This is a genomic window from Virgibacillus salexigens (assembly GCF_014905415.1).
GTDB classification, from domain to species: domain Bacteria; phylum Bacillota; class Bacilli; order Bacillales; family Amphibacillaceae; genus Virgibacillus; species Virgibacillus salexigens.
In genome coordinates, this window is sequence record NZ_BNEO01000011.1 from 14,077 (window position 1) to 33,679 (window position 19,603).

A 19,603-nucleotide genomic window follows, 5' to 3' on the forward strand; every position below is an offset into this window, starting at 1 on the left:
TTGTGTGCAGTTTACATGGATATTTTTGTTTTTAATTTCCATGTTATAATTTTGGGTTTTTTCCACGTTTTCGGAACTACTTAGTTATAGTTAGTCCCTATTTTATTATCTTACTTAACCTATCCTGAAAGAGTGTGCAGTACTTATTAAGGTTTGCGCTCCCCTTATAAGGAAGATCTACGCAGGAGATTTTTGGATTCTATCACTTTGTAGCAGCCATCTATGATGTACGATTTCAGTTACTCCTAAGACAAGTGCAGTAAGAAAAGCGCCAAAAAATGTAACAATGGTGTTTTGGAAGAAAAGTGAAACAAAGTAAACAATAAGTATAGCTGCAATAAAGTCTAAAACAAGACTGAGCCAAAATGTATTTTTAGTTAATAATAAAGCTTCCATAGCATGGCCTATTACAGCAAGTGTGATACCTACAATAATTGGTTGATGGAAAGCAGAATAGTTAACATTAGGGAAAATTAAATCTGAAAACACTACCATTGTTGGGCATACAATTAATTTAATTATTAAAGCAATCATAAAATTACCTCCCTTTTATATAGCTTGCACAACTAATTCGAATTTATGTCTAAACAAACTAAGACAACAACTTTAAAAACATAATATTTCCACCAATATAAGAGTTAGCAAAAGTGAAATCAACTCGTAAAAGTCCAATCATACTAACTCAGTTTTCATAAAGTATTATATATAATTAAAGGTGGTGTTTTTAATGAGCGCTGGAGGATACGGTTCAGGTTTTGCTCTGGTTGTTGTTTTATTTATCTTATTAATTATTGTAGGTGCTGGTGGTTTTGCTGGTGGAGCAGGATATGGTGGCGGCTATAGCGGTGGCTATGGCGGAGGATTCTGGTAGTAAGCAAACTGTAGGGACAGACGTCTTCCGTCTGTTCTTTTACTTTAACTAATTAATAATCATCATAAAAGTGTTTATAGAATAACTTCCCTATTTATGGACCTTTTCCTGTTAACCTTCTTTCTTTTCTTACGCTTTATACAGTAGAGCCAAAATGGTTAGGTCATCCTTTTGGCTCTACGTGAGTTATTGTTGTTTATACTGTGGCTCTTCTTGCTCAATTTGTTGAACCCTTGGAGAAATGCTATCAACAATTGCTTGTGTTTTTTCAGCAGCATCTTGATAAAGTTGTTTTGCCTGTTGGTTTTCAGTACCCAGTGCAAAAGTCTCGAAACTAGCTTGTGCACTTTTTAGTCCTGCTAAAGTTTGTTTAACATCACTTACTACAGTCACAAGATCCCTCCTTTTACTTAGAATTCAACGCAACTATAGTATGGCAGAAAACACCCTTTTTAATATTTCCAATTTAAACCCGTTGCAGGTTTAATTGTCGGTATACCCTATACATAAATTAGCTATTAGGAGAGAAGCTACAAAGGAGTATAAAAAGAATAATTTTGATGCAAGTAAAAGGAGGACTTTTTATGTTTAGACATATAAAAGAGTTACAATATAATGCCAAACCAAGCAAGCCAGACCCCGTTTACGCCAAAAAGCTTCAGGAAATCCTCGGAGGTCAATTTGGTGAAATAACAGTAATGATGCAGTACCTTTTTCAAGGATGGAACTGTCGAGCAGAGCAAAAATATAAGGATATGATATTGGATATTGGAACAGAAGAAATAGCACATGTTGAAATGATCTCTACGATGATCGCTCAATTATTAGATGGGGCTCCAGCTAGGGATCAAGATGAGGCAGCAAAAAACCCCGCAGTTGAGGCAGTTCTTGGTGGAATGAATCCGCAACATGTTATTGTTTCAGGATTAGGGGCAACTCCAACCGATAGTGCAGGATATCCATGGAATTCGAGATATACAATTTCCAGTGGAAACTTGTTGGCTGATTTTAGAGCGAATTTAAATGCTGAATCTCAGGGCCGTCTACAAGTTGTACGACTTTATGAGTCAACGACGGATCCAGGAGTAAGGGATATGTTATCCTTCTTAATAGCAAGAGATACAATGCACCAAAATCAGTGGATGGCAGCAATTGAAGAGCTAGAACAAAACCAGAAAGCAATTGTTCCAAGTACATTTCCACAAAGTTTGGAAAAACAAGAAGTATCTTATTCATTTATGAATTTCTCAAACGGGGAAGATAGTGCACAAGGAAGATGGGCAAGTGGTAAGACAATGGACAAACAAGGTAATTTTGAATATATTGCAGAACCCAAAGCGATGGGACAAGTACCACAGCTATCCCAAGCGCCAGCTTATATTCATAATAGTCCCGATCCAAGTAAGCCTACTCCTCCACAAATCGAATCTTCTGCCTATGAGGAACAGGATATGAATAGTTAAACTAAAAAACCCGCAATTATGTGGGTTTTTTAGTTGCATTTTTATTAGATAGAGAAGTATTAGTGGTTTTCTTTTTAATCTAAACGTTTTGGTGGACGATCTTTGTGCGATTGCAGATCAACTTCAAGAGAAAGGTTTTGTTGATATTTCTATGCAATAAATAATATATAAAAAAATAACTCCCTTACTTAAACTTGATAGCATAACGCAAAACTCCTATGGATTGGTGTGAATCCGATACCAACAATAATAACTTGTACATTATTTTTAAAGGTTATTATGAGGAAAAATTTTGGGTAAGGGTTTATGTGTTATAAGGATTTTGTAAAGATAAAGAGAGACAAGGAATCCGTGATAGATATTATAAAGATGTTCAGAATAAATTTATGCAAAAAAATTTGTTACCTAAAAAGCGTAAATTGGTTACCAGAAAAAAATTAATAATATAATTCGTCCTTAGGCAAAGGCTGTTGCAATATAGTACTATATATTACGATTATACTTCATTTTATTTTCACCCAAACATCCCCCTCTTCCTTTGAAGAGGGGAAATTTCCTTCCATTGGTAATACACGAAAAACCTCCAGTGAGTGAGAACTTTTTAATGCATAAAAAATCCAATATATAGTTCTACATTGACAAAGCCTTTCGGGCAAGCTTCATATCGTTTTGTAGAAGTTTATTTAAATCGTAAGAAAGGCCATTATTATACATGTATTCGAAAATACGTCATGACAGCTTACCGTTTTATTTAATTGCCTCTTAAAAACTTTCCTTAGTGTAGGTGTAGCCGTTTCTGTAATGGCAACCCCGTAGTTTCGAACAGCTGCTTTTGCAAGGCCTAACAAATCCCCTGCCAAGAAACTATCATCTATTCGATATTCACTTGATTCTCCTGGAAGAGGTGAATACGGATAAAATTTTAAAAGTTCCCTTAAATTCATTTCTAACTCCTCGATGGTCTGAAGATAAATATTATTTAGCTTATTATCATTGATCCCCTCCTTTTTTTAAATTAAACCAATTGATTAGAAATGCAACTAATTCATGAATTGCAAGTGTTTGTAGATAGTGAGGCATAACACATATCCCTTTTTTTTCATATTCACAGCTATTGTATGATTTAAGGGGAAATTGGGTACTTAACTATACAAAAATAAAAAATACCCTATCAAATGATAGGGTATTTTATAGGGAACACTTCACTATTGATTCATTTGCTGTTGACACTGTTGTACAAGTTGTTGAATTTGTTGCAATTGTTGAGCCGCGTTTGTTTCACGTTGCGCCATTGACTGCTGTGTACCTTGCTGTTATTGTCCTTGTTGAAGTTGCTGAGCATTCTGCTGCTCTTGTTGCTCTAATTGTTGAGCAATTTGAGCAATTTGTTGAAGTGATTGTTGGGCTTGTTGTTGTGGCATAGCTATTTCCTCCTTAAAATTTAAATTCCGTTTGTATTATGTGCTACTGCTATCCATATAATGCAAAAAAATTAAATTAAGGTTATCAATTTATAGGCAATCGCTATTTACAGTATAGATAGCTAAACATAAATATGTAGAATGATGATATTTCAATTGAGCTACTCATACTACCCCTTCTTATTGAAGGGCCATTTGCTCAATTTAGACAATATAGATCACCAATAAAATGACAATAACATATAATTAATATTGAAATGATTATTTCATTATTCTTTTCTAGAACATTGTAATTCTTATCCCTATCCCTCTCGGTCCAAGAGAGGGCTTAATTTTACATCTAGTATGCACACTTATATATATCATACATTAACGAGTATTCTTTATATTGCTTTCTCCGTTAAATAAACACCTATTGCTCTCCCTTTGTGGAGAGCATACATAATTAAAGTATATTTAAATTTTATTGAGCTATAATAAATACTGTGACATTTAATAGTTCCCACTTGTCCAAATCCCCTCTATGTTAAGTAGCCCAAGAGGGGATTATACGTGAAGGTATTGAACTAGCCAAAGTGTTAGCGAATGGAGTACTTTTTCCCATCTAATTTTTTTGCAAAATATAGGCGATTTTTTCCTCCTTATAGCCCATAAACCAACAATTACTTTGGGTGCATGCATAAAGGCAGTCTTATAGATCAACAAATGTCAAATAAACTTCAAAATATATTTGAAGTTTATTTGTAGCGCCTTAAATTGCCTTTTACTTTGTCTATCTTTCGTAGAAATATTAACAACGCGTTTATTTATGATTTTTGTTTATAGTCATTGACCTCAAATAAATCAATTAATTCAATTTCAGGATACTTCTCTTTAAACCAATTTAGTGAGAAATCATTTTTGAATAAAACAATATAATCTCCTTCGCGGTCCGTAACAAGTAAATTTCTTTCATCAAAAAGTGACTTATCTACTTGCTCTTCTTTTAATTTACGAGGAATTCGTTCCCCCATCGATTCTAATATTACTTCCGTATTGTACTCATTTTTCATTCTATATTTAAAAACATCATACTGCAGTTCACCAACTGCACCTAATATATTTGCTTCATTCTGGTGGCTTTTATATAATTGAATAGCACCTTCTTGAACAAGTTGTTCAATTCCTTTTTTAAACTGTTTCGATTTCATCACATTTTTTATCGTTACTTTTTTAAAAAGCTCTGGTGGAAATTGCGGTAATTCATCAAACTCAAATTGGCTTTTCCCTTTGATTAATGTATCACCAATTCTATAGGCATTAGGATCATAGATACCTATGATATCACCAGCAAAAGCTTCTTGTACTGTGCCTCTTGAAGAAGCAACAAATTGTTGCGATTGCGAAAGCTTAATTTCTTTATTTGTTCTAGCTAATGTCACATTCATACCTCTTTCAAATCTTCCCGAACAAACACGTAAAAAGGCTATTCGGTCTCTATGTGCTGGATTCATATTTGCTTGAATCTTAAAGATAAACCCAGAGAACTCAGGATTATCAGGTTGAATTAGTCCTTCATTTGACTTTCGCGGTTTCGGTGAAGGTGCCATCGAAGTGAAGGAATCAAAGAAAGTCTTTACGCCAAATGGGGCAAGCGCGCTCCCGAAAAAAACAGGTGTCTGATTTCCCTCTAAAACGGTCTCTATCGAGAAACTCTCTCCAGCTTCATCTAATAAAGCTAATTCATCCTTTGCCGTCTTAAAGGTTGGCTGGCATTTTAAATCTTGATTTTCCTGATTATACAATTGTTCGTAAGGAATGGAAGTCTCATCTTCATTACCACTGTATTTAATAAACTTCTTACCATGACGATCAAAAATCCCAAGGAATCGCTTGCCTGCACCTGCTGGCCAATTCATTGGGTATGTTTCTAATCCCAATACCTCTTCAATTTCTGCTAGTAATTCAAGAGGTTCTTTTCCTTCACGGTCCATTTTATTAATAAAAGTAAATATCGGAATACCCCTCATTCGACATACCTTAAATAATTTAAGCGTCTGTGCTTCAATTCCTTTGGTGGAGTCAATTACCATTACTACACTATCTACTGCAGTCAATGTTCGATACGTATCTTCGCTAAAGTCCTCATGTCCTGGGGTATCTAAAATATTAATTTGATGTCCTTGATACGGAAAATTCATAACGCTTGATGTCACTGAAATTCCTCGTTGTTTTTCTATTTCCATCCAATCGGAAGTAGCGAATTTTCCAGATTTCTTCCCTTTTACTGTTCCAGCCGAACGAATTTGATTGCCAAATAGAAGTAATCGTTCAGTTAAGGTGGTCTTTCCGGCGTCAGGATGGGATATAATGGCAAATGTTTTTCGCCTATTAACTTCATCATGTAAACTCATAAGAATCCCTTTCTATTTTTTATTTTAGAAGTATATTTCGGTCAATAAGGGGGATATACATTTCTATCCCTTTAACAATTAACTAAGCATAATGCGAGAAATCTATACTTTAATAATAATTGGTATGATTAATGGTCTTCTTTTGATTTCTTTATATAAGTATGACTGGACATTTTTCACGATTTTCCTTTTTAAACTTTTTAATTGTATTCCATCTTCTTGAATCGTGTTTTGAATGGTGAATTTTGCACGTTGGCATACCTGTTCTATTATTTGCTGCGAACCTTTTACGTAAACGAAACCACGCGTTATCATTTCAGGCCCAGAAACAACATGTGATTTTTCAACATCGATACAAGTCGTTATTAATAGTATCCCTGCTTCAGAAAGTATGCGCCTGTCTCGTAAAACAACCGTTCCAATATCACCAATTCCTTCACCATCTATATAGACTGGACTAGCTGGGACAGAAGTTGTGACTTGAGCTAACGTTCTATTCACTTCTAGTACGTATCCGTTATCAAGAATAAAAGATCGGTCGTAAGGTATATCACATTCACTTGCTAATTGTGTATGTTTTTTTAACATCCGATATTCCCCGTGGATAGGGACAAAAAACATTGGTTTTAGTAGCCGAATCATTAATTTTAGTTCTTCTTGGGCACCGTGACCAGAAGTATGAATAGCTTTGATCTTATGGTGTATCACATCAGCCCCTCTACGATTAAGTTGATCTATAATCTTATTGATGCTAATGGCATTCCCAGGAATAGGGCTTGATGAAAAAATAACTGTATCGTTAGCATGGATTGTAATGTGGCGGTGACTTCCATTTGCAATTCTTGATAATGCAGCAAATGGCTCTCCTTGGCTCCCTGTACATATCACAGATACTTGATGATCATGATAATAGTTGATCATTGATGGACGAATAATTTCATCATCAGGAATATGTATATACTTTAGTTCCTTAGCAATTCTTACTGCTCTCTCTAGACTCCTACCTAATATAACAATCTTTCTGTTTGCTTTTAGTGAAGCTTCAATAGCTTGACCAATTCGGTAGATATTGGATGCAAATGTGGCAAAGATTACTCTCCCAGATAATTGTTCAAAAATTTCATGTATTGTCTCACCTATGACCTTTTCAGACAAAGAAAACCCAGGAATTTCACTGTTTGTACTATCCGACAGTAAACATAGGACACCTTCATTGCCTATGCTTGCAATCTTTGCTTTGTTTGCAGAAGGACCAATTGAGGTTAAGTCAAATTTAAAATCACCAGTATGAACAATATTTCCATATGGTGTGTTAATTACAATCCCAAACGAGTCAGGAATACTATGGTTTGTTCTGAAAAACCGAATATTTAATTGGTCAAAGTATACTTGATCATCTTCTGTTATTTCATGGAGTGTTGTCTGATTTACTATATTGTGTTCCTTAAGTTTTTCCTTAATGAATGCTGTTGCAAGCCTTCCAGCATAAATCGGAATGCTTAATTCCTTTAATAAATAAGGGATCCCACCAATATGATCTTCATGACCGTGTGTAATGAATAGTCCCCTTATTTTCTCTTTATTATCAATAAGGTAGGTGAAATCTGGAATAACATAATCTATTCCAAACAGATCATCGCCAGGGAACTTAATGCCTGCATCGATGATAATCAGTTCATCCTGATATTGTATAACATACATATTTTTTCCGATTTCATCTAATCCACCTAAAGCAAAAATAGCTATGTTTTTTTTATTATAAACTTCCTTCATTATGTACCCTCGATTCCACTCTTTCGTCTTGTATGTACAATTTTAACATAAATGAAGAAAGAAATGATTATAACTGAATATCACTGATTATAATTTTATATCATTATAAATGATCTTATTCAATCATATATAATTTGCTAATTTCAAAATTAGTGATACATTTTTGTATGCATACATTTTAAATATAACCCCACTCTTATTTAAACGTCATAAGGTGAACTCACTTATAACATAAGATAAAAAATCAACTAGGTGGTGCATGTATATGAAGAAATCAAGATTTTTTCAAACATTTTTTTATGGTTGGGTAATTGTCTTTATTGCTGGATTGGGAGTATTTTTTTCAGGTCCTGGACAGACGTATTCCAATTCTGCATTTATTGATGAATACATCAATGATTTTGGATGGTCAAGGTCACAGGTGTCTGGCTTATATTCAATAGCTACCTTAATAGCAGGCTTGGCAATGATGGTAATAGGAAGATTTATAGATAAGTTTGGGCAACGGGCGATGATGGTTACCGTTGGCACGCTATTTAGTATCGCTTGCTTTTTTAACAGTATTGTTTCTAGTATGGATGCTCGCAATTGGTTTTTTTCTTATTCGGTTATTGGGCCAAGGGAGTATGTCGCTAATTCCTAATACGTTAGTTGCGCAATGGTTTATTAAAAAGAGGGGAATTGCATTTAGTATTATGACATTAGGTAGCTTTGCAAGTGCTATGATTTTCCCGATTGTTAATACATGGCTAATTGATACATGGAACTGGCAATTTGCTTGGAGATTTTGGGGTGTACTACTTCTATTCATTTTTGTTCCCATTGCTCTTATTGGAGTTCGTAATAAACCGGAGGAAGTCGGGCTATTACCAGATGGAATAAACGGAGACGTCGGAAACCAAGCACAACAAGTAATGGGCACACCAATTATGGAAGCTACGGAAGATTGGACATTAAAAGAAGCAATGAAAACAAAAGCTTTTTGGGCAATTCTCATTTGTGTTGGGATTCCAGCAATGGTTAATACTGGTATTACCTTTCATATTATTTCCATATTTGATACCAATAACTTATCTGCAGAAGCTGCAGCAATCGTGTTAAGTTTAATGGCAGTCGTTGGTATACCTATGTCCCTTATTTCTGGATATGTAACAGAAAAAGTAAAAACCAATTATTTATTATTAGTTATCTTTTTAATTGAATTTATATTGCTGTTGATGTTGTTAATAACGACGAATATCTATATGGCTTTTGCATTTGGTATCTTATGGGGCATAGCCAATGGATTAGAAAGAATTGGATTAAATGTCATTTGGCCAAATTACTTTGGACGTAAATATATTGGTAGTATCAATGGGATAGGTGTAACAATGGGGGTATTGGGTTCTGCCTTTGGACCTTTACCTTTTGGCGTAGGCTTTGATATCTTCCATAGCTACACCCCTGTATTGTTAGCTACCTTACTATTCCCCTTGGGGTATTCTGTGCTTTAATTGCCAAAAAACCAGAGAAATCTCAATTAGCTAATATCTGAATGCACAACCTAACCTATTATATACAGATGCTAGATGAATAGAAGTATTAGTATCCTAATCACTCATTTGAAATATACTTTATTTACTTATTAAATAAATATCTTGATCTTTATTAGAAATAAACATCTGCATATGAAGGTTGAATGAAAAATAAAAGCCCCTAAAGATCAATTAAGGTCTTTAGGGTCCTTTGTATATTAAAGTCGTTCCCCATTTTTCAATCTTTCGATAAACTCATTCAAGTCTTCCTTTTTTACTCTCCAATGTCTCCCGATTTTAAAGCCGGGGATCTTTCCTTCTTGAACTAATTTATATGTTGTCATCTCACTTAATTGAAGATATTCTGCAACTTGTGCAACGGTCATAATTTCATGAGTCATTACAATGCCTCCAAACTTTTTGCATATAACCTATCATACCATATTCAGTTCCTCTTTTTAAAAACGACTTAAATAATTATATATAATTATATATAATTATATTTAGTTATATTAAATATATCTCATTTATATCTTTTAAAACCCACTATGTTATCTAAAGGAAATCGAAGAAATTTAAAGGATTGCTGAAATGGACGCGCTTTCCTCGCGTTTTGACGTTTAGATTATATGTGATATGATTCGTTCTGTTATGTAAGCAAAGAAGAACTATAACTCTATTAATATAAATTATATAAAACAACAAAGAGGAGCTGAAAGATGAATACTTTAAAAATACAGCAAGGTTGGTTTGGAAATATAAAAGGAGATATTTTATCTGGAATTGTTGTCGCTTTAGCTTTAATTCCTGAGGCAATTGCTTTTTCTATTATTGCTGGTGTCGATCCTATGGTTGGCTTATACGCATCCTTCTCTATAGCAGTAGTAATCGCTTTTGTTGGCGGAAGGCCCGGGATGATATCAGGAGCTACAGGAGCAATGGCACTACTCATGGTTAATTTAGTTGCAGAACATGGATTACAGTATTTGTTAGCTGCGACTATACTAACAGGGATTATTCAAATATTATTTGGTGTATTTAAATTGGCTAAAATGATGAAATTCGTACCACGATCTGTAATGATAGGATTTGTAAATGCATTAGCTATTATGATTTTCACCTCACAGTTACAGCATTTTGTTGGTGAGACTTGGGTGATGTATGCACTTGTTGCATTAACATTGGCCATTATTTATTTATTTATTACCTCGATTTACAAAAGCTATTCCATCTACTTTAGTAGCGATTGTTGTTGTTACGGCGATTGTCATTATGGGAAATATAAATGTTGGGACAGTAGGTGATATGGGAACAATAACACAACAACTACCGGTATTTTTAATTCCGGATATTCCGTTAACATTGGAAACACTAATGATCATTCTTCCATATTCTTTTTCACTAGCAATAGTTGGCTTAGTAGAATCATTATTAACAACTAATATAGTTGATGATATGACCGATACAGAAAGTAATAAAAATAAAGAAAGTCGTGGACAAGGTATTGCCAACATAGTTACAGGTTTCTTCGGTGGAATGGCCGGATGTGCAATGATCGGTCAATCAGTTATAAATGTGAAATCTGGAGGAAATAGTAGGTTATCTTCACTTGTAGCAGGTTTAGTTTTAATGTCTATGATCATTATACTTGGAAAAGTTGTCGTTCAAATTCCAATGGCTGCCTTAGCCGGAGTTATGATTATGGTTTCTATTAGTACTTTTGATTGGTCTTCTATTAAAAATCTTGTCAAACTTCCAAAGACAGATTCAGCTGTAATGCTAACTACCGTAATAATTGTGTTAGCAACACACAATCTAGCTCTTGGAGTATTAGCTGGAGTATTATTAAGTGCAATTTTCTTTGCAGCAAAGATTTCTAAAGTTAAGGTAAGCGAAGAATTAGTATTACATGGGCAGAAAAAGATCTATCGTGTTGAAGGACAATTGTTCTTTGCATCTGTAAGTGATCTCCCAGGCAAATTCAATTTTGGGGAACCTATAACAGAAGTGGAAATAGACTTAACAAAAGCCCACCTTTGGGACGACTCCGCCATTGGGGCATTGGATAAAATTGAAGCAAAGTTTGCTCAGAATAATATTAAACTAAATTATATCGGTTTGAATGAGGAAAGTAAGCAATTGAAAAGCCGCATCGGGAGCATTTCTAATGCTGCTGGCCATTAAGTATATTATAACGATAAGGAGTGAAAGTGTTTGTTTAAGCGAATATTATTAGCTGTAGATGGGTCGGAGCACTCTATACGATCCGCTAAATATGCAATAGGGCTTACTAGACAATTTGAAGGAGCAATCGACGTCATATATGTGGTTGATGGAAAAACTGCAAAGGAAGATGTTTTACATTCAACAAATAAATTAGAAATCGAACAGAAAAGAGAAGAAAAACTAAAACCAATAATAGACTTATTAGATAAATCAACAATGGATTACAAAACAAATGTCCTTCATGGTGATCCAGGGCCAGTAATAGTTGAGTTTGCAAATGAAAGATCTTATGACTGTGTAGTAATCGGAAGCCGAGGGTTGAATGATTTACAGTCCTTTATATTGGGGAGTGTAAGTCATAAGGTTGCAAAACGTGTGGAATGTCCGGTTCTTATAGTTAAATAAAGATATGGAATTAATTCCATATCTTTTTTACTTCTTAATAGTTCATAATTTATTATAACCATATATAATTTAGTTAATATAAACATTAAATGGTATAATTATTATATAAAATTATAATAAGCGGTGAAGAATTTTTATAAATGATTTAGGCAATAGAGTAATACCAGAGAGAATGAAAATTACAAATGGTCTACTAATCGAGCATATTGCAAGATATCATTTTGCATCCAATCATGCTAATGGTAATGTGCTTGATTTTGCTTGTGGCAGTGGTTATGGAAGTCACATTATTGCCAAGCTATGTAAGAATCAGATAAATAAAATAGTTGGTTTAGACAATGACAAACAAGTTATAGAGTATGCAAAAAAACATATTATCATCCACTTTCTAGTTATGTAATAGGAGATGTAACAGATGATTCTTTACCTGAGAGGTTAGTTAGGTACATTTGACTGTATTCTTAGTTTTGAAACAATCGAGCATGTACATAAAGAGAAAGAATTTCTATCAAATGTTTATAGATTGTTAAACCAAGGGGGAACATTGGTTCTATCTACTCCTTTTGGCAAGGGAAGAGATAAACCGTGTGGGTCCCATTTCATGTTCATCAACTAATGTTGATGAATTTAGAGATCTTTTCAATGCATTCAAGTATAAATCCGTTGATTACTTTTTCCAAAAGGGAGCATTAATCGTACCCGGAAGCTTTAAGTCAGACAAATCTTACCCACTTGGTATTGCAGTTTGTAAAAAATAGAACTGCACTTCTAAATGTAAGAACCAAAAACTATACTGTCAGTACGCTTTGACCACTAAAATTAATGCATTCTCCTCTTTGTACAAGAAAACTTCTTATTATCTTAACTGAAATCTCAGGTCATAAGAATATCGTTCTGACGATACCAATTCTACCAATAATTAATTATGGATTGATATCCGATTTTCTCTTTCTTCTTCCTCTTTTTCCACTTATCTGCAGCTTTGCCATCTAATAGAAAGAAGATTATAGCTTTTCAAATCCGAGGAATGGTACAAAAAGGATTCACACTCGATAACCGTAACCCTATTTAAGTCATTTATTCTTTATAACGGTTTCCGGTTTTCATCTCCTTCGCTTAAATAATTATATTTCTTCCATTTTTGGGAATCTCTAAGGTGAGATAGTAACTTGTATATTTCTGGTATATAAGATGCTATAGTAATTATCACTGAGGAGTTAGCTAAAGAAAATGAGGAAATACCACTACTTTGAACTTCTTTTTATCTTTATTATATTTCTATTCTTAACAGGATGCTGGGATCGTGTAGAAATTGAAGATCGAGGCTTTGTTGTTGGCTCTGCCATAGATTTAGTAGATAAGAAATCAGATGGGACATATGAACTTATGCTCACTAACCAAGTAGTTGTTCCTTCTGGGATAGGAACACCAATGGAAAGTAAAGGGGATCAAAAAGCTTATATGAATATCTCAGCTACTGGAGGTAGCCTGTTTGATATTACTCGAGAAATGTCTTCATTAACAAGCCAATCCCTATTTTTTCAGCACATGAAGGTGCTTATTGTCTCAGAAGATGTTGTAAAAGAACCACGTTTATTTGCGGACATCATGGACGTCCATCTTCGTGATCATGAAATGCGTCGAAGTATGAGAATGGTAATCGTAGAAGGAGAAGCAAGACAAGCCTTTAATATAAAACCTGAAAACGAAAAAATACCCTCTTTATATTTGGAATCATTGATGGATAACAATTATAAAAACTTCGGGTCATTAAAACCTATCCACATAGGGGATATTCAGGAGTTTTTATTAAGTGAAAGAAGTTATGTTATTCCAGAACTACACATTTCTGATAATAAATTTCTTCAGTATAAGGGGGCAGCAGTATTTCGGGGGATTAGTAATGAAATGATTGATTCTCTTACAGAAGAAGAAACAGTAGGACTAGAGTTTATAACGGAAAAGGGTGCAGGGGGGGTAATTGAAATAGAAGTAGATGGTCAAAAGCTAACCATTGAAATATCAAATATTAATCAATCTATCCAAGTTAAGGAAAAAAATAAAGAAAATATTAGGATTGAAGTAACAATTAATGTGGAAGGGAAGGTTGGTGAACGATTTGGGGAGGCAGAAAACGTGTTGAATTCAACTTATTTGCAAAAAGTAGAAAAAGCTACTGAAAAAAGGGTTAAAGAAGTAGCTGAAAAGACAATTGAAAAAGCCCAAAAGGATTTAAAAGTAGATATATTGGGGATTAATAACATTCTTTATCAAAGGCACTACGACTTTTGGAATGAGATAAAAGATGATTGGCTCAGAGGGGGAAATTCCTTTTCACAAAGTATCATAAATGTATCTACAAATGCGGAAGTTGAATCTGTTGGTTCGGTACGTAAAGATAAAGCAAATGACAGTGAATAAGTGTATTTTGGTTACCATAAAGATTTCCCTTTCAAACAAAACAATCCTTGCTATTAATTTTAGCAAACGAACTTTTTTAAACTAGTTGGTGTGTAATTTTGTCAAATAAATCAACAAGGGAAAAGGAGCAAATTTATTCTCCCATTTTTATAACATAGAACCCAAAATTAAAGGTTAAACCTAATCTTGATATGGATATTAAAATTTTGTTTATTTTCTTCCGATTGATTGATAAGCTAATCAGAAAAAGATGTAGTCAACCATATACAATTAGCTACATCTTTTTTAATAATTCTCAATCGTCGAGAATAAGAAGAGTAAGAATATTTATCTTTACATAAGCAAAGGACCCAGAATTCCCAACAATAAGAAGGATAATGCTAAGATATAAGCATAAAGATTTTTTCTTAAAAAAAACATATCATACTATTCTTTCAATATTTTTGTATTATTCAATCAAGTTTGGAGGTTTAATCTTTATAATTAATTTTAGAGCCTAGTACTAAATTAAGTACCTAAAACGACCGTTTTTTGATAACGAATTTCTACCGTTTTAAAGTTTTAAAAATCCTAGATTTTGGTCAATAACTCAACTTCAAAAGACGTATCAAAATCAAAATAACAATATGTACCTAGACTATCGTTTTTGATAACATAGAGTGAGAAATTTTAAAATGGGAGATGACATTTTATGTTATTTGGTTATGCGAGGGCAGTACAAAAGATCAAAATTTACATATGCAATTTGATGCTTTGAAAAATTATGGTGTTAAGGAAGAAAATATATTCTCAGAAAAAATAACTGGTACAAAAAAAGACCGACCAAACTTTACAGAGATGTTAAAATATCTCCGAGAAGGAGATACCGTTGTAGTCTACAAATTGGATCGAATAGGGCGAAGTACAAAACATTTAGTTGACCTGATTAATGATTTTCAAGATAAGGGTATTAACTTTTTGTCTATTAATGAAAATATTGATACCACTACAGCAATGGGAAAGTTAGTCTTTACGATCTTTAGTGGACTTGCTCAATTTGAACGAGACATTATATCAGAACGGACAAGATCGGGCTTAGAAAGCGCTCGGGCTCGGGGGCGAAAAGGAGGAAGACCACGAAAGGATCAGTCAAAGTTGGATATGGCTTTTAAGATGTACGATAGTAAGGACTACAGTATTAAAGAAATCCTGGATGCAACTGGAATTAGTAGAGCAACGTTTTATAGATATTTAAGCAATAGATAACCACTTATTCATGGGAAACAAAGTTAGAAATTAGCTGTTTTTGTTTCGTTATTTACGTTAAATACGGTCAAAAAACATACTGTATATAAGGGCACGATTGTTAAGAAAGAGCCACATTCCCAATAGAAGAATGTGGCTCTCATTGTTAGAGGTAAGCAATTTTCCATTTTACGTAAGCCAGCAATTTTGCGGGTTAACCGGCCTTATCTGGTTTTGAGCCTATTCAGGGGAATGGCTGGCTTGATTCGCATCGTGCGTTATTTCCCATTTCTGTCTCCAATTGCGCATTTCGATCAATACGCTTTGAAAGTCTTCTCCCTTTTCTGTTAATGAGTATTCCACTGTAACAGGAACTGTAGGGAACACTTGACGTTGGATGATTTCATTCTTTTCCAAATGACGCAACGTATCTGTTAACGATTTGGTATTGATGTCATCTAAGTTTCTTCGCAACTGATTGAAACGCTGTGAACCTTTATACAACTCAGCCAGTACGAGAAACGCCCATTTACCCCCTAAAATTTGCAATACATCACCAACCGCAAACCAGCAATTCTTTTCTTCAGCTGATGTTTTCATATCATTACCCCCATACTTTAAAATATAAAGCAGATTTATATTGTGAAACAATATATAAATAAATTGCCTTCTTTAAAGACTACACCCTTCTCATTATAATAGCAATAGGGGCATCGGCCTCAATTATAAAGAGAGAAAGGATCATGTCCAATATGACTAGAATCGGCAAGGAGTCAGAGAATGATCCCATCAAGTCGATTATGGGGCTATTAATGGTCATTATTTTTGGGATGTTCATGGTTGTTTTGGACGCAACGGCCTTGAATGTTATGCTTCCGAGTTTAAATTCGGATTTTAATAGTTCATACAATACAGTTCAATGGACTGTAACGGCTTATACACTTGCACAGGCAGCGGTTGTTCCGATCGCGGGATGGATGACCGAGCGATTTGGTACAAAGCGCATTTATCTTATTTGTATTGGGATCTTCGCAGTCGGATCATTATTATGTGCGTTATCGACTTCAATCAAGCAATTGATCCTGTTCCGAATTCTCCAAGGACTCGGTGGAGGGATGGTATTGCCGATTGCATTTGCCTTTACATATCGGATAGCTCCTCCAGGTAAAACGGGCGCCGTTATGGGAATCGTCACCGCACCCATGTTACTAGCCCCAGCTCTTGGACCTGTGTTGTCTGGTTGGATGGTCGATTACATTACATGGCACTGGGTATTTCTCATTAACATTCCGATAGGCGCCGTCACAATACTGGTCGGTATTCGAAAGCTACCCAAGATGGGACGCCAATCTGTTGGTAATCTAGATATGTTAGGAATTATTCTTGCCCCGCTTGTTTTCTCCGCGCTTTGCTATGGCATTAGTGAAGGGGGGAGCGATTGGGGGTCACCCACAACATTAATAGGCTTGTCTGTCGGGGGATTTGCTTTGTTACTGTTTGTGATTTCCCAATTACGACGTCAACATCCACTGCTTGAACTTCGGGTATTCCGATCTATGAATTTTACGCGAGGTATCCTTGTTCAATGGGTCGCTTTTCTTGCTTTATATGGCAGCTCTTTTCTCATTCCTCAGTTTTTACAGCATGCCAAGGGATACACGGCTTTTGAGACGGGGCTTACCATGTCGGCAGAAGCGTTGACGTCCGCATTGGTCATTCCGATTGCCAGCCGATTTTTCGATAAATTCGGGGCGCGGCCTCTTGCAATCGCTGGAATGGGCTCGGTGGCTGTGTCTGCTTTGATTTTTTCGCAGACAACTTCTGAAGACGGACTATGGATGATTTTAATAGCGTTGATTATGCTAGGCGCCGGCGTAGGTTTATCGATGATGCCGATTAACACACATTTGCTGCAAAGTGCTCCAAAGCATTTGTCAGGTAGGGTCTCCGCACTAACAGGGGCTATGCAACAGGTGATGACGTCTTTTGCTGTAGCCGGTTCAGCGACGATATTAATGAGCAATTTAACAAACCATTTAGCTTCAGTTGACAGGGAACTTAAAGCATGGTCTTCAGCTTTTGGAAATACGTTTTTAGTTATTATGTCGCTGGCTATTGTAGGAACTGTGTTAGCCTTATTTATTCAAAGACCAAAACAAATATCGGATCCGGATGAAGAAAAAGTAGAGTCTGAAGTCGGCAGTATGGGGGATCACTGATTCGGCATATCGTTGGTTTAATACAAAACTAAATTCAAAGGAGGAAGTACAAAATGAATAAGTGGCGGAAATACGCCGGTTGGGTCGGCCTTATTTTGATGGCGTTAATATTTATTCTGGCTGGGGCCCTGAAACTAATGGGTGTTCAAGTAATGGTAGAGATATTCGACAGGTTGGGTTATCCTGCGTGGTTTCGTATCGCAATAGGCGTCCTGGAAATTGTCGGTGCGTTTGCGTTACCGATACGGCATACCTCCCGTTACGCAGCATTTTTATTGGCGTTGATTATGATCGGAGCTATCACGTCAACGATTATCAATGGGCAGATTGTTAATGTGGTGCTACCGGTTGTTTTACTTTTCTTTCTTATATGGATCGCAGTGGTGGGGAAATCTGTAAAATACCACAAATTAAATAAGGAAACAATGACATCCTGAAGTAATAGAAATAAGCTTTTAAATAAGCATTTGTTGCGATTTTTGGTAGTATTTCGAGTGAAAAATAGATGTGGTGGTGAATTGCATTGAATTTTGATACCTCTTAATAAGAGGTTATTATAAAAACAAAGGATTGGTTGAACGATCTTAAACAAACGGAGTTCGATTGTAAAGAATTAAGCCCAATTTCTGGTATAATACTGAGAAATTGGGCTTGTAGGATTGAAGGGTTTTTAAGTTGTATATACGTATTTTCCTAACGCTATCCTAATATGCGTCCCCATTTAAAATTCTAGACGGAATCACCTTTGTCTGGACGTAATACTTCAATCATCATATCTGCGAAGGATTTTGTTACATTTTGGGAAGGATCTAAATCAGGGTCCAGTATTGTCACATTCATACCTGCCAATTTGTGAGACATGAATAAAGTTTTGAGGATATAAATAAGTTCATTCCACTGTAAACCATTAGTTTCCGAACAGTCCACACTAGGCATTATAGCTGCATCGAGTACATCGGCATCCAAATGTAACCAAAAGCCATCGACCTCATTTCGATTAATAAAGTCATCTATTGCCGCAGCTGTTTTTTTCTTGCCTTCACGAATCAAATAATCCGAGCTCAAACTAGTAATGCCATCACGGTTTAATTCTTCAATGATCTCCTGCTCCGGGTCGGATTCACGGAAACCAAAAGTAAGGGAATGGTCACTACGAATATAGGGTTTTCGGTTTTCCAGATTTGTTAGAATATCAGTCCCTTTTCCTGTAACAATGGCCAAATCCATGCCAGCTACAACTGCTCGATCTCTGTTCCCTTTGTGGTAATAATCTGGATGGGCATCAATATGAATCAGTCCATATTTTCCCCTGCGCGCTAAAGCTAATGAGCTCCCAACCAACACACTGCAGTCACCACCTAAAACTATGGGGAATGCGGAGTTGTTCAATACCCCTCCCACTGCATCTGCCAATTCGGTTGAAAAAGATGCTATTTGGTTTCCGTTCAAAGCCCCATCATCATAAATTGCCTTCTTAGGGTTTACAGGTCGAGAAAGCCTTGTAATTTCTGCCCCAATCGATGAATGAAAGCCTAGCTTCTCAAGAGCATCTGGTAACTTATCGCATCCTCGCTCTCTACCATCTGGGTATTTACTAAGTCCAAGATTGATTGGGGCATGAATGATCTGAATCCTTTTTTTCATGAAACACAACTCCTTTCAGACTAGTGAAC

General features: G+C 35.4%; 16 protein-coding genes and 4 pseudogenes. 12 read left to right on the top strand and 8 right to left on the bottom strand.

The window, feature by feature from the left end:
* Window positions 1-177: 177 nt before the first annotated feature.
* Entirely contained in the window at window positions 178-534 is a 357-nt protein-coding gene (locus JKP73_RS21450; protein ID WP_200411883.1) for a DUF2512 family protein, read from the bottom strand.
* A 193-nt stretch (window positions 535-727) separates the two neighbouring features.
* Between JKP73_RS21450 and JKP73_RS23280 the strand changes: the two are divergent.
* Window positions 728-802: pseudogene (locus JKP73_RS23280) on the top strand (YjcZ family sporulation protein); the annotation flags it as partial.
* A gap of 255 nt (window positions 803-1,057) precedes the next feature.
* On the opposite strand, the gene JKP73_RS21460 reads toward JKP73_RS23280, so the two are convergent.
* Window positions 1,058-1,264: a DUF1657 domain-containing protein gene (locus tag JKP73_RS21460; protein ID WP_200411885.1), complete on the bottom strand. Its 207-nt coding sequence runs from the start codon at window positions 1,262-1,264 to the stop codon at window positions 1,058-1,060.
* A 191-nt stretch (window positions 1,265-1,455) separates the two neighbouring features.
* Between JKP73_RS21460 and JKP73_RS21465 the strand changes: the two genes are divergently transcribed.
* The gene (locus JKP73_RS21465) at window positions 1,456-2,334 is read left to right on the top strand and encodes a manganese catalase (RefSeq protein WP_200411886.1); all 879 of its coding nucleotides are present in this window, start codon (window positions 1,456-1,458) and stop codon (window positions 2,332-2,334) included.
* A 683-nt stretch (window positions 2,335-3,017) separates the two neighbouring features.
* Here JKP73_RS21465 and JKP73_RS23740 read toward each other — a convergent pair.
* The gene (locus JKP73_RS23740; protein WP_438874674.1) at window positions 3,018-3,278 is read right to left on the bottom strand and encodes a spore coat protein; all 261 of its coding nucleotides are present in this window, start codon (window positions 3,276-3,278) and stop codon (window positions 3,018-3,020) included.
* A gap of 170 nt (window positions 3,279-3,448) precedes the next feature.
* Between JKP73_RS23740 and JKP73_RS21475 the strand changes: the two genes are divergently transcribed.
* A complete protein-coding gene (locus JKP73_RS21475) occupies window positions 3,449-3,757 on the top strand; it encodes a hypothetical protein (RefSeq protein ID WP_200411887.1) in 309 nt (102 codons plus the stop codon).
* An 804-nt stretch (window positions 3,758-4,561) separates the two neighbouring features.
* On the opposite strand, the gene JKP73_RS21480 is transcribed toward JKP73_RS21475, so the two are convergent.
* Together JKP73_RS21480 and rnjA are read right to left on the bottom strand one after the other, a co-directional pair.
* Window positions 4,562-6,148, bottom strand: a complete 1,587-nt coding sequence (locus tag JKP73_RS21480) for a peptide chain release factor 3 (protein WP_200411888.1) — start codon at window positions 6,146-6,148, stop codon at window positions 4,562-4,564.
* A 102-nt stretch (window positions 6,149-6,250) separates the two neighbouring features.
* Window positions 6,251-7,921 carry a ribonuclease J1 gene (gene rnjA, locus JKP73_RS21485; RefSeq protein ID WP_200411889.1) on the bottom strand — a complete coding sequence of 557 codons (1,671 nt, stop codon included), beginning with the start codon at window positions 7,919-7,921 and terminating at the stop codon, window positions 6,251-6,253.
* Between the two features lie 265 nt (window positions 7,922-8,186).
* Between rnjA and JKP73_RS21490 the strand changes: the two are divergent.
* Window positions 8,187-9,455: pseudogene (locus tag JKP73_RS21490) on the top strand (MFS transporter).
* Between the two features lie 198 nt (window positions 9,456-9,653).
* Here JKP73_RS21490 and JKP73_RS21495 read toward each other — a convergent pair.
* Window positions 9,654-9,836, bottom strand: coding sequence for a helix-turn-helix domain-containing protein (locus JKP73_RS21495; protein WP_200411890.1), 183 nt, complete (start codon window positions 9,834-9,836; stop codon window positions 9,654-9,656).
* Window positions 9,837-10,154: 318 nt separating this feature from the next.
* On the opposite strand from JKP73_RS21495, the pseudogene JKP73_RS21500 reads away from it, so the two are divergent.
* The 6 genes and pseudogenes from JKP73_RS21500 to JKP73_RS21520 all read left to right on the top strand — a co-directional run bounded on the left by JKP73_RS21500 (window position 10,155) and on the right by JKP73_RS21520 (window position 15,732).
* A pseudogene (locus JKP73_RS21500) lies at window positions 10,155-11,619 on the top strand (SulP family inorganic anion transporter).
* Between the two features lie 30 nt (window positions 11,620-11,649).
* A complete protein-coding gene (locus tag JKP73_RS21505) occupies window positions 11,650-12,066 on the top strand; it encodes a universal stress protein (RefSeq protein WP_200411891.1) in 417 nt (138 codons plus the stop codon).
* A 172-nt stretch (window positions 12,067-12,238) separates the two neighbouring features.
* Window positions 12,239-12,466, top strand: coding sequence for a class I SAM-dependent methyltransferase (locus JKP73_RS23580; protein WP_308436519.1), 228 nt, complete (start codon window positions 12,239-12,241; stop codon window positions 12,464-12,466).
* A gap of 75 nt (window positions 12,467-12,541) precedes the next feature.
* Window positions 12,542-12,682 carry a class I SAM-dependent methyltransferase gene (locus JKP73_RS23585; protein ID WP_308436521.1) on the top strand — a complete coding sequence of 47 codons (141 nt, stop codon included), beginning with the start codon at window positions 12,542-12,544 and terminating at the stop codon, window positions 12,680-12,682.
* A 614-nt stretch (window positions 12,683-13,296) separates the two neighbouring features.
* The gene (locus JKP73_RS21515; RefSeq protein ID WP_200411892.1) at window positions 13,297-14,487 is read left to right on the top strand and encodes a Ger(x)C family spore germination protein; all 1,191 of its coding nucleotides are present in this window, start codon (window positions 13,297-13,299) and stop codon (window positions 14,485-14,487) included.
* A gap of 691 nt (window positions 14,488-15,178) precedes the next feature.
* A pseudogene (locus JKP73_RS21520) lies at window positions 15,179-15,732 on the top strand (recombinase family protein).
* A 219-nt stretch (window positions 15,733-15,951) separates the two neighbouring features.
* Here JKP73_RS21520 and JKP73_RS21525 read toward each other — a convergent pair.
* A complete protein-coding gene (locus JKP73_RS21525) occupies window positions 15,952-16,311 on the bottom strand; it encodes a winged helix-turn-helix transcriptional regulator (protein WP_200411893.1) in 360 nt (119 codons plus the stop codon).
* Window positions 16,312-16,454: 143 nt separating this feature from the next.
* Here JKP73_RS21525 and JKP73_RS21530 point away from each other — a divergent pair, with 143 nt between their 5' ends.
* Window positions 16,455-17,930, top strand: coding sequence for a DHA2 family efflux MFS transporter permease subunit (locus JKP73_RS21530; protein ID WP_234447164.1), 1,476 nt, complete (start codon window positions 16,455-16,457; stop codon window positions 17,928-17,930).
* Window positions 17,931-17,983: 53 nt separating this feature from the next.
* Window positions 17,984-18,367, top strand: a complete 384-nt coding sequence (locus JKP73_RS21535; RefSeq protein ID WP_200411894.1) for a DoxX family protein — start codon at window positions 17,984-17,986, stop codon at window positions 18,365-18,367.
* 292 nt (window positions 18,368-18,659) lie between these two features.
* Here the strand turns inward: JKP73_RS21535 and JKP73_RS21540 are convergent, their stop codons facing one another.
* Complete coding sequence (locus JKP73_RS21540) at window positions 18,660-19,574, bottom strand: arginase family protein (RefSeq protein ID WP_200411895.1); 915 nt, start codon at window positions 19,572-19,574, stop codon at window positions 18,660-18,662.
* Between the last annotated feature and the right edge of the window lie 29 nt (window positions 19,575-19,603).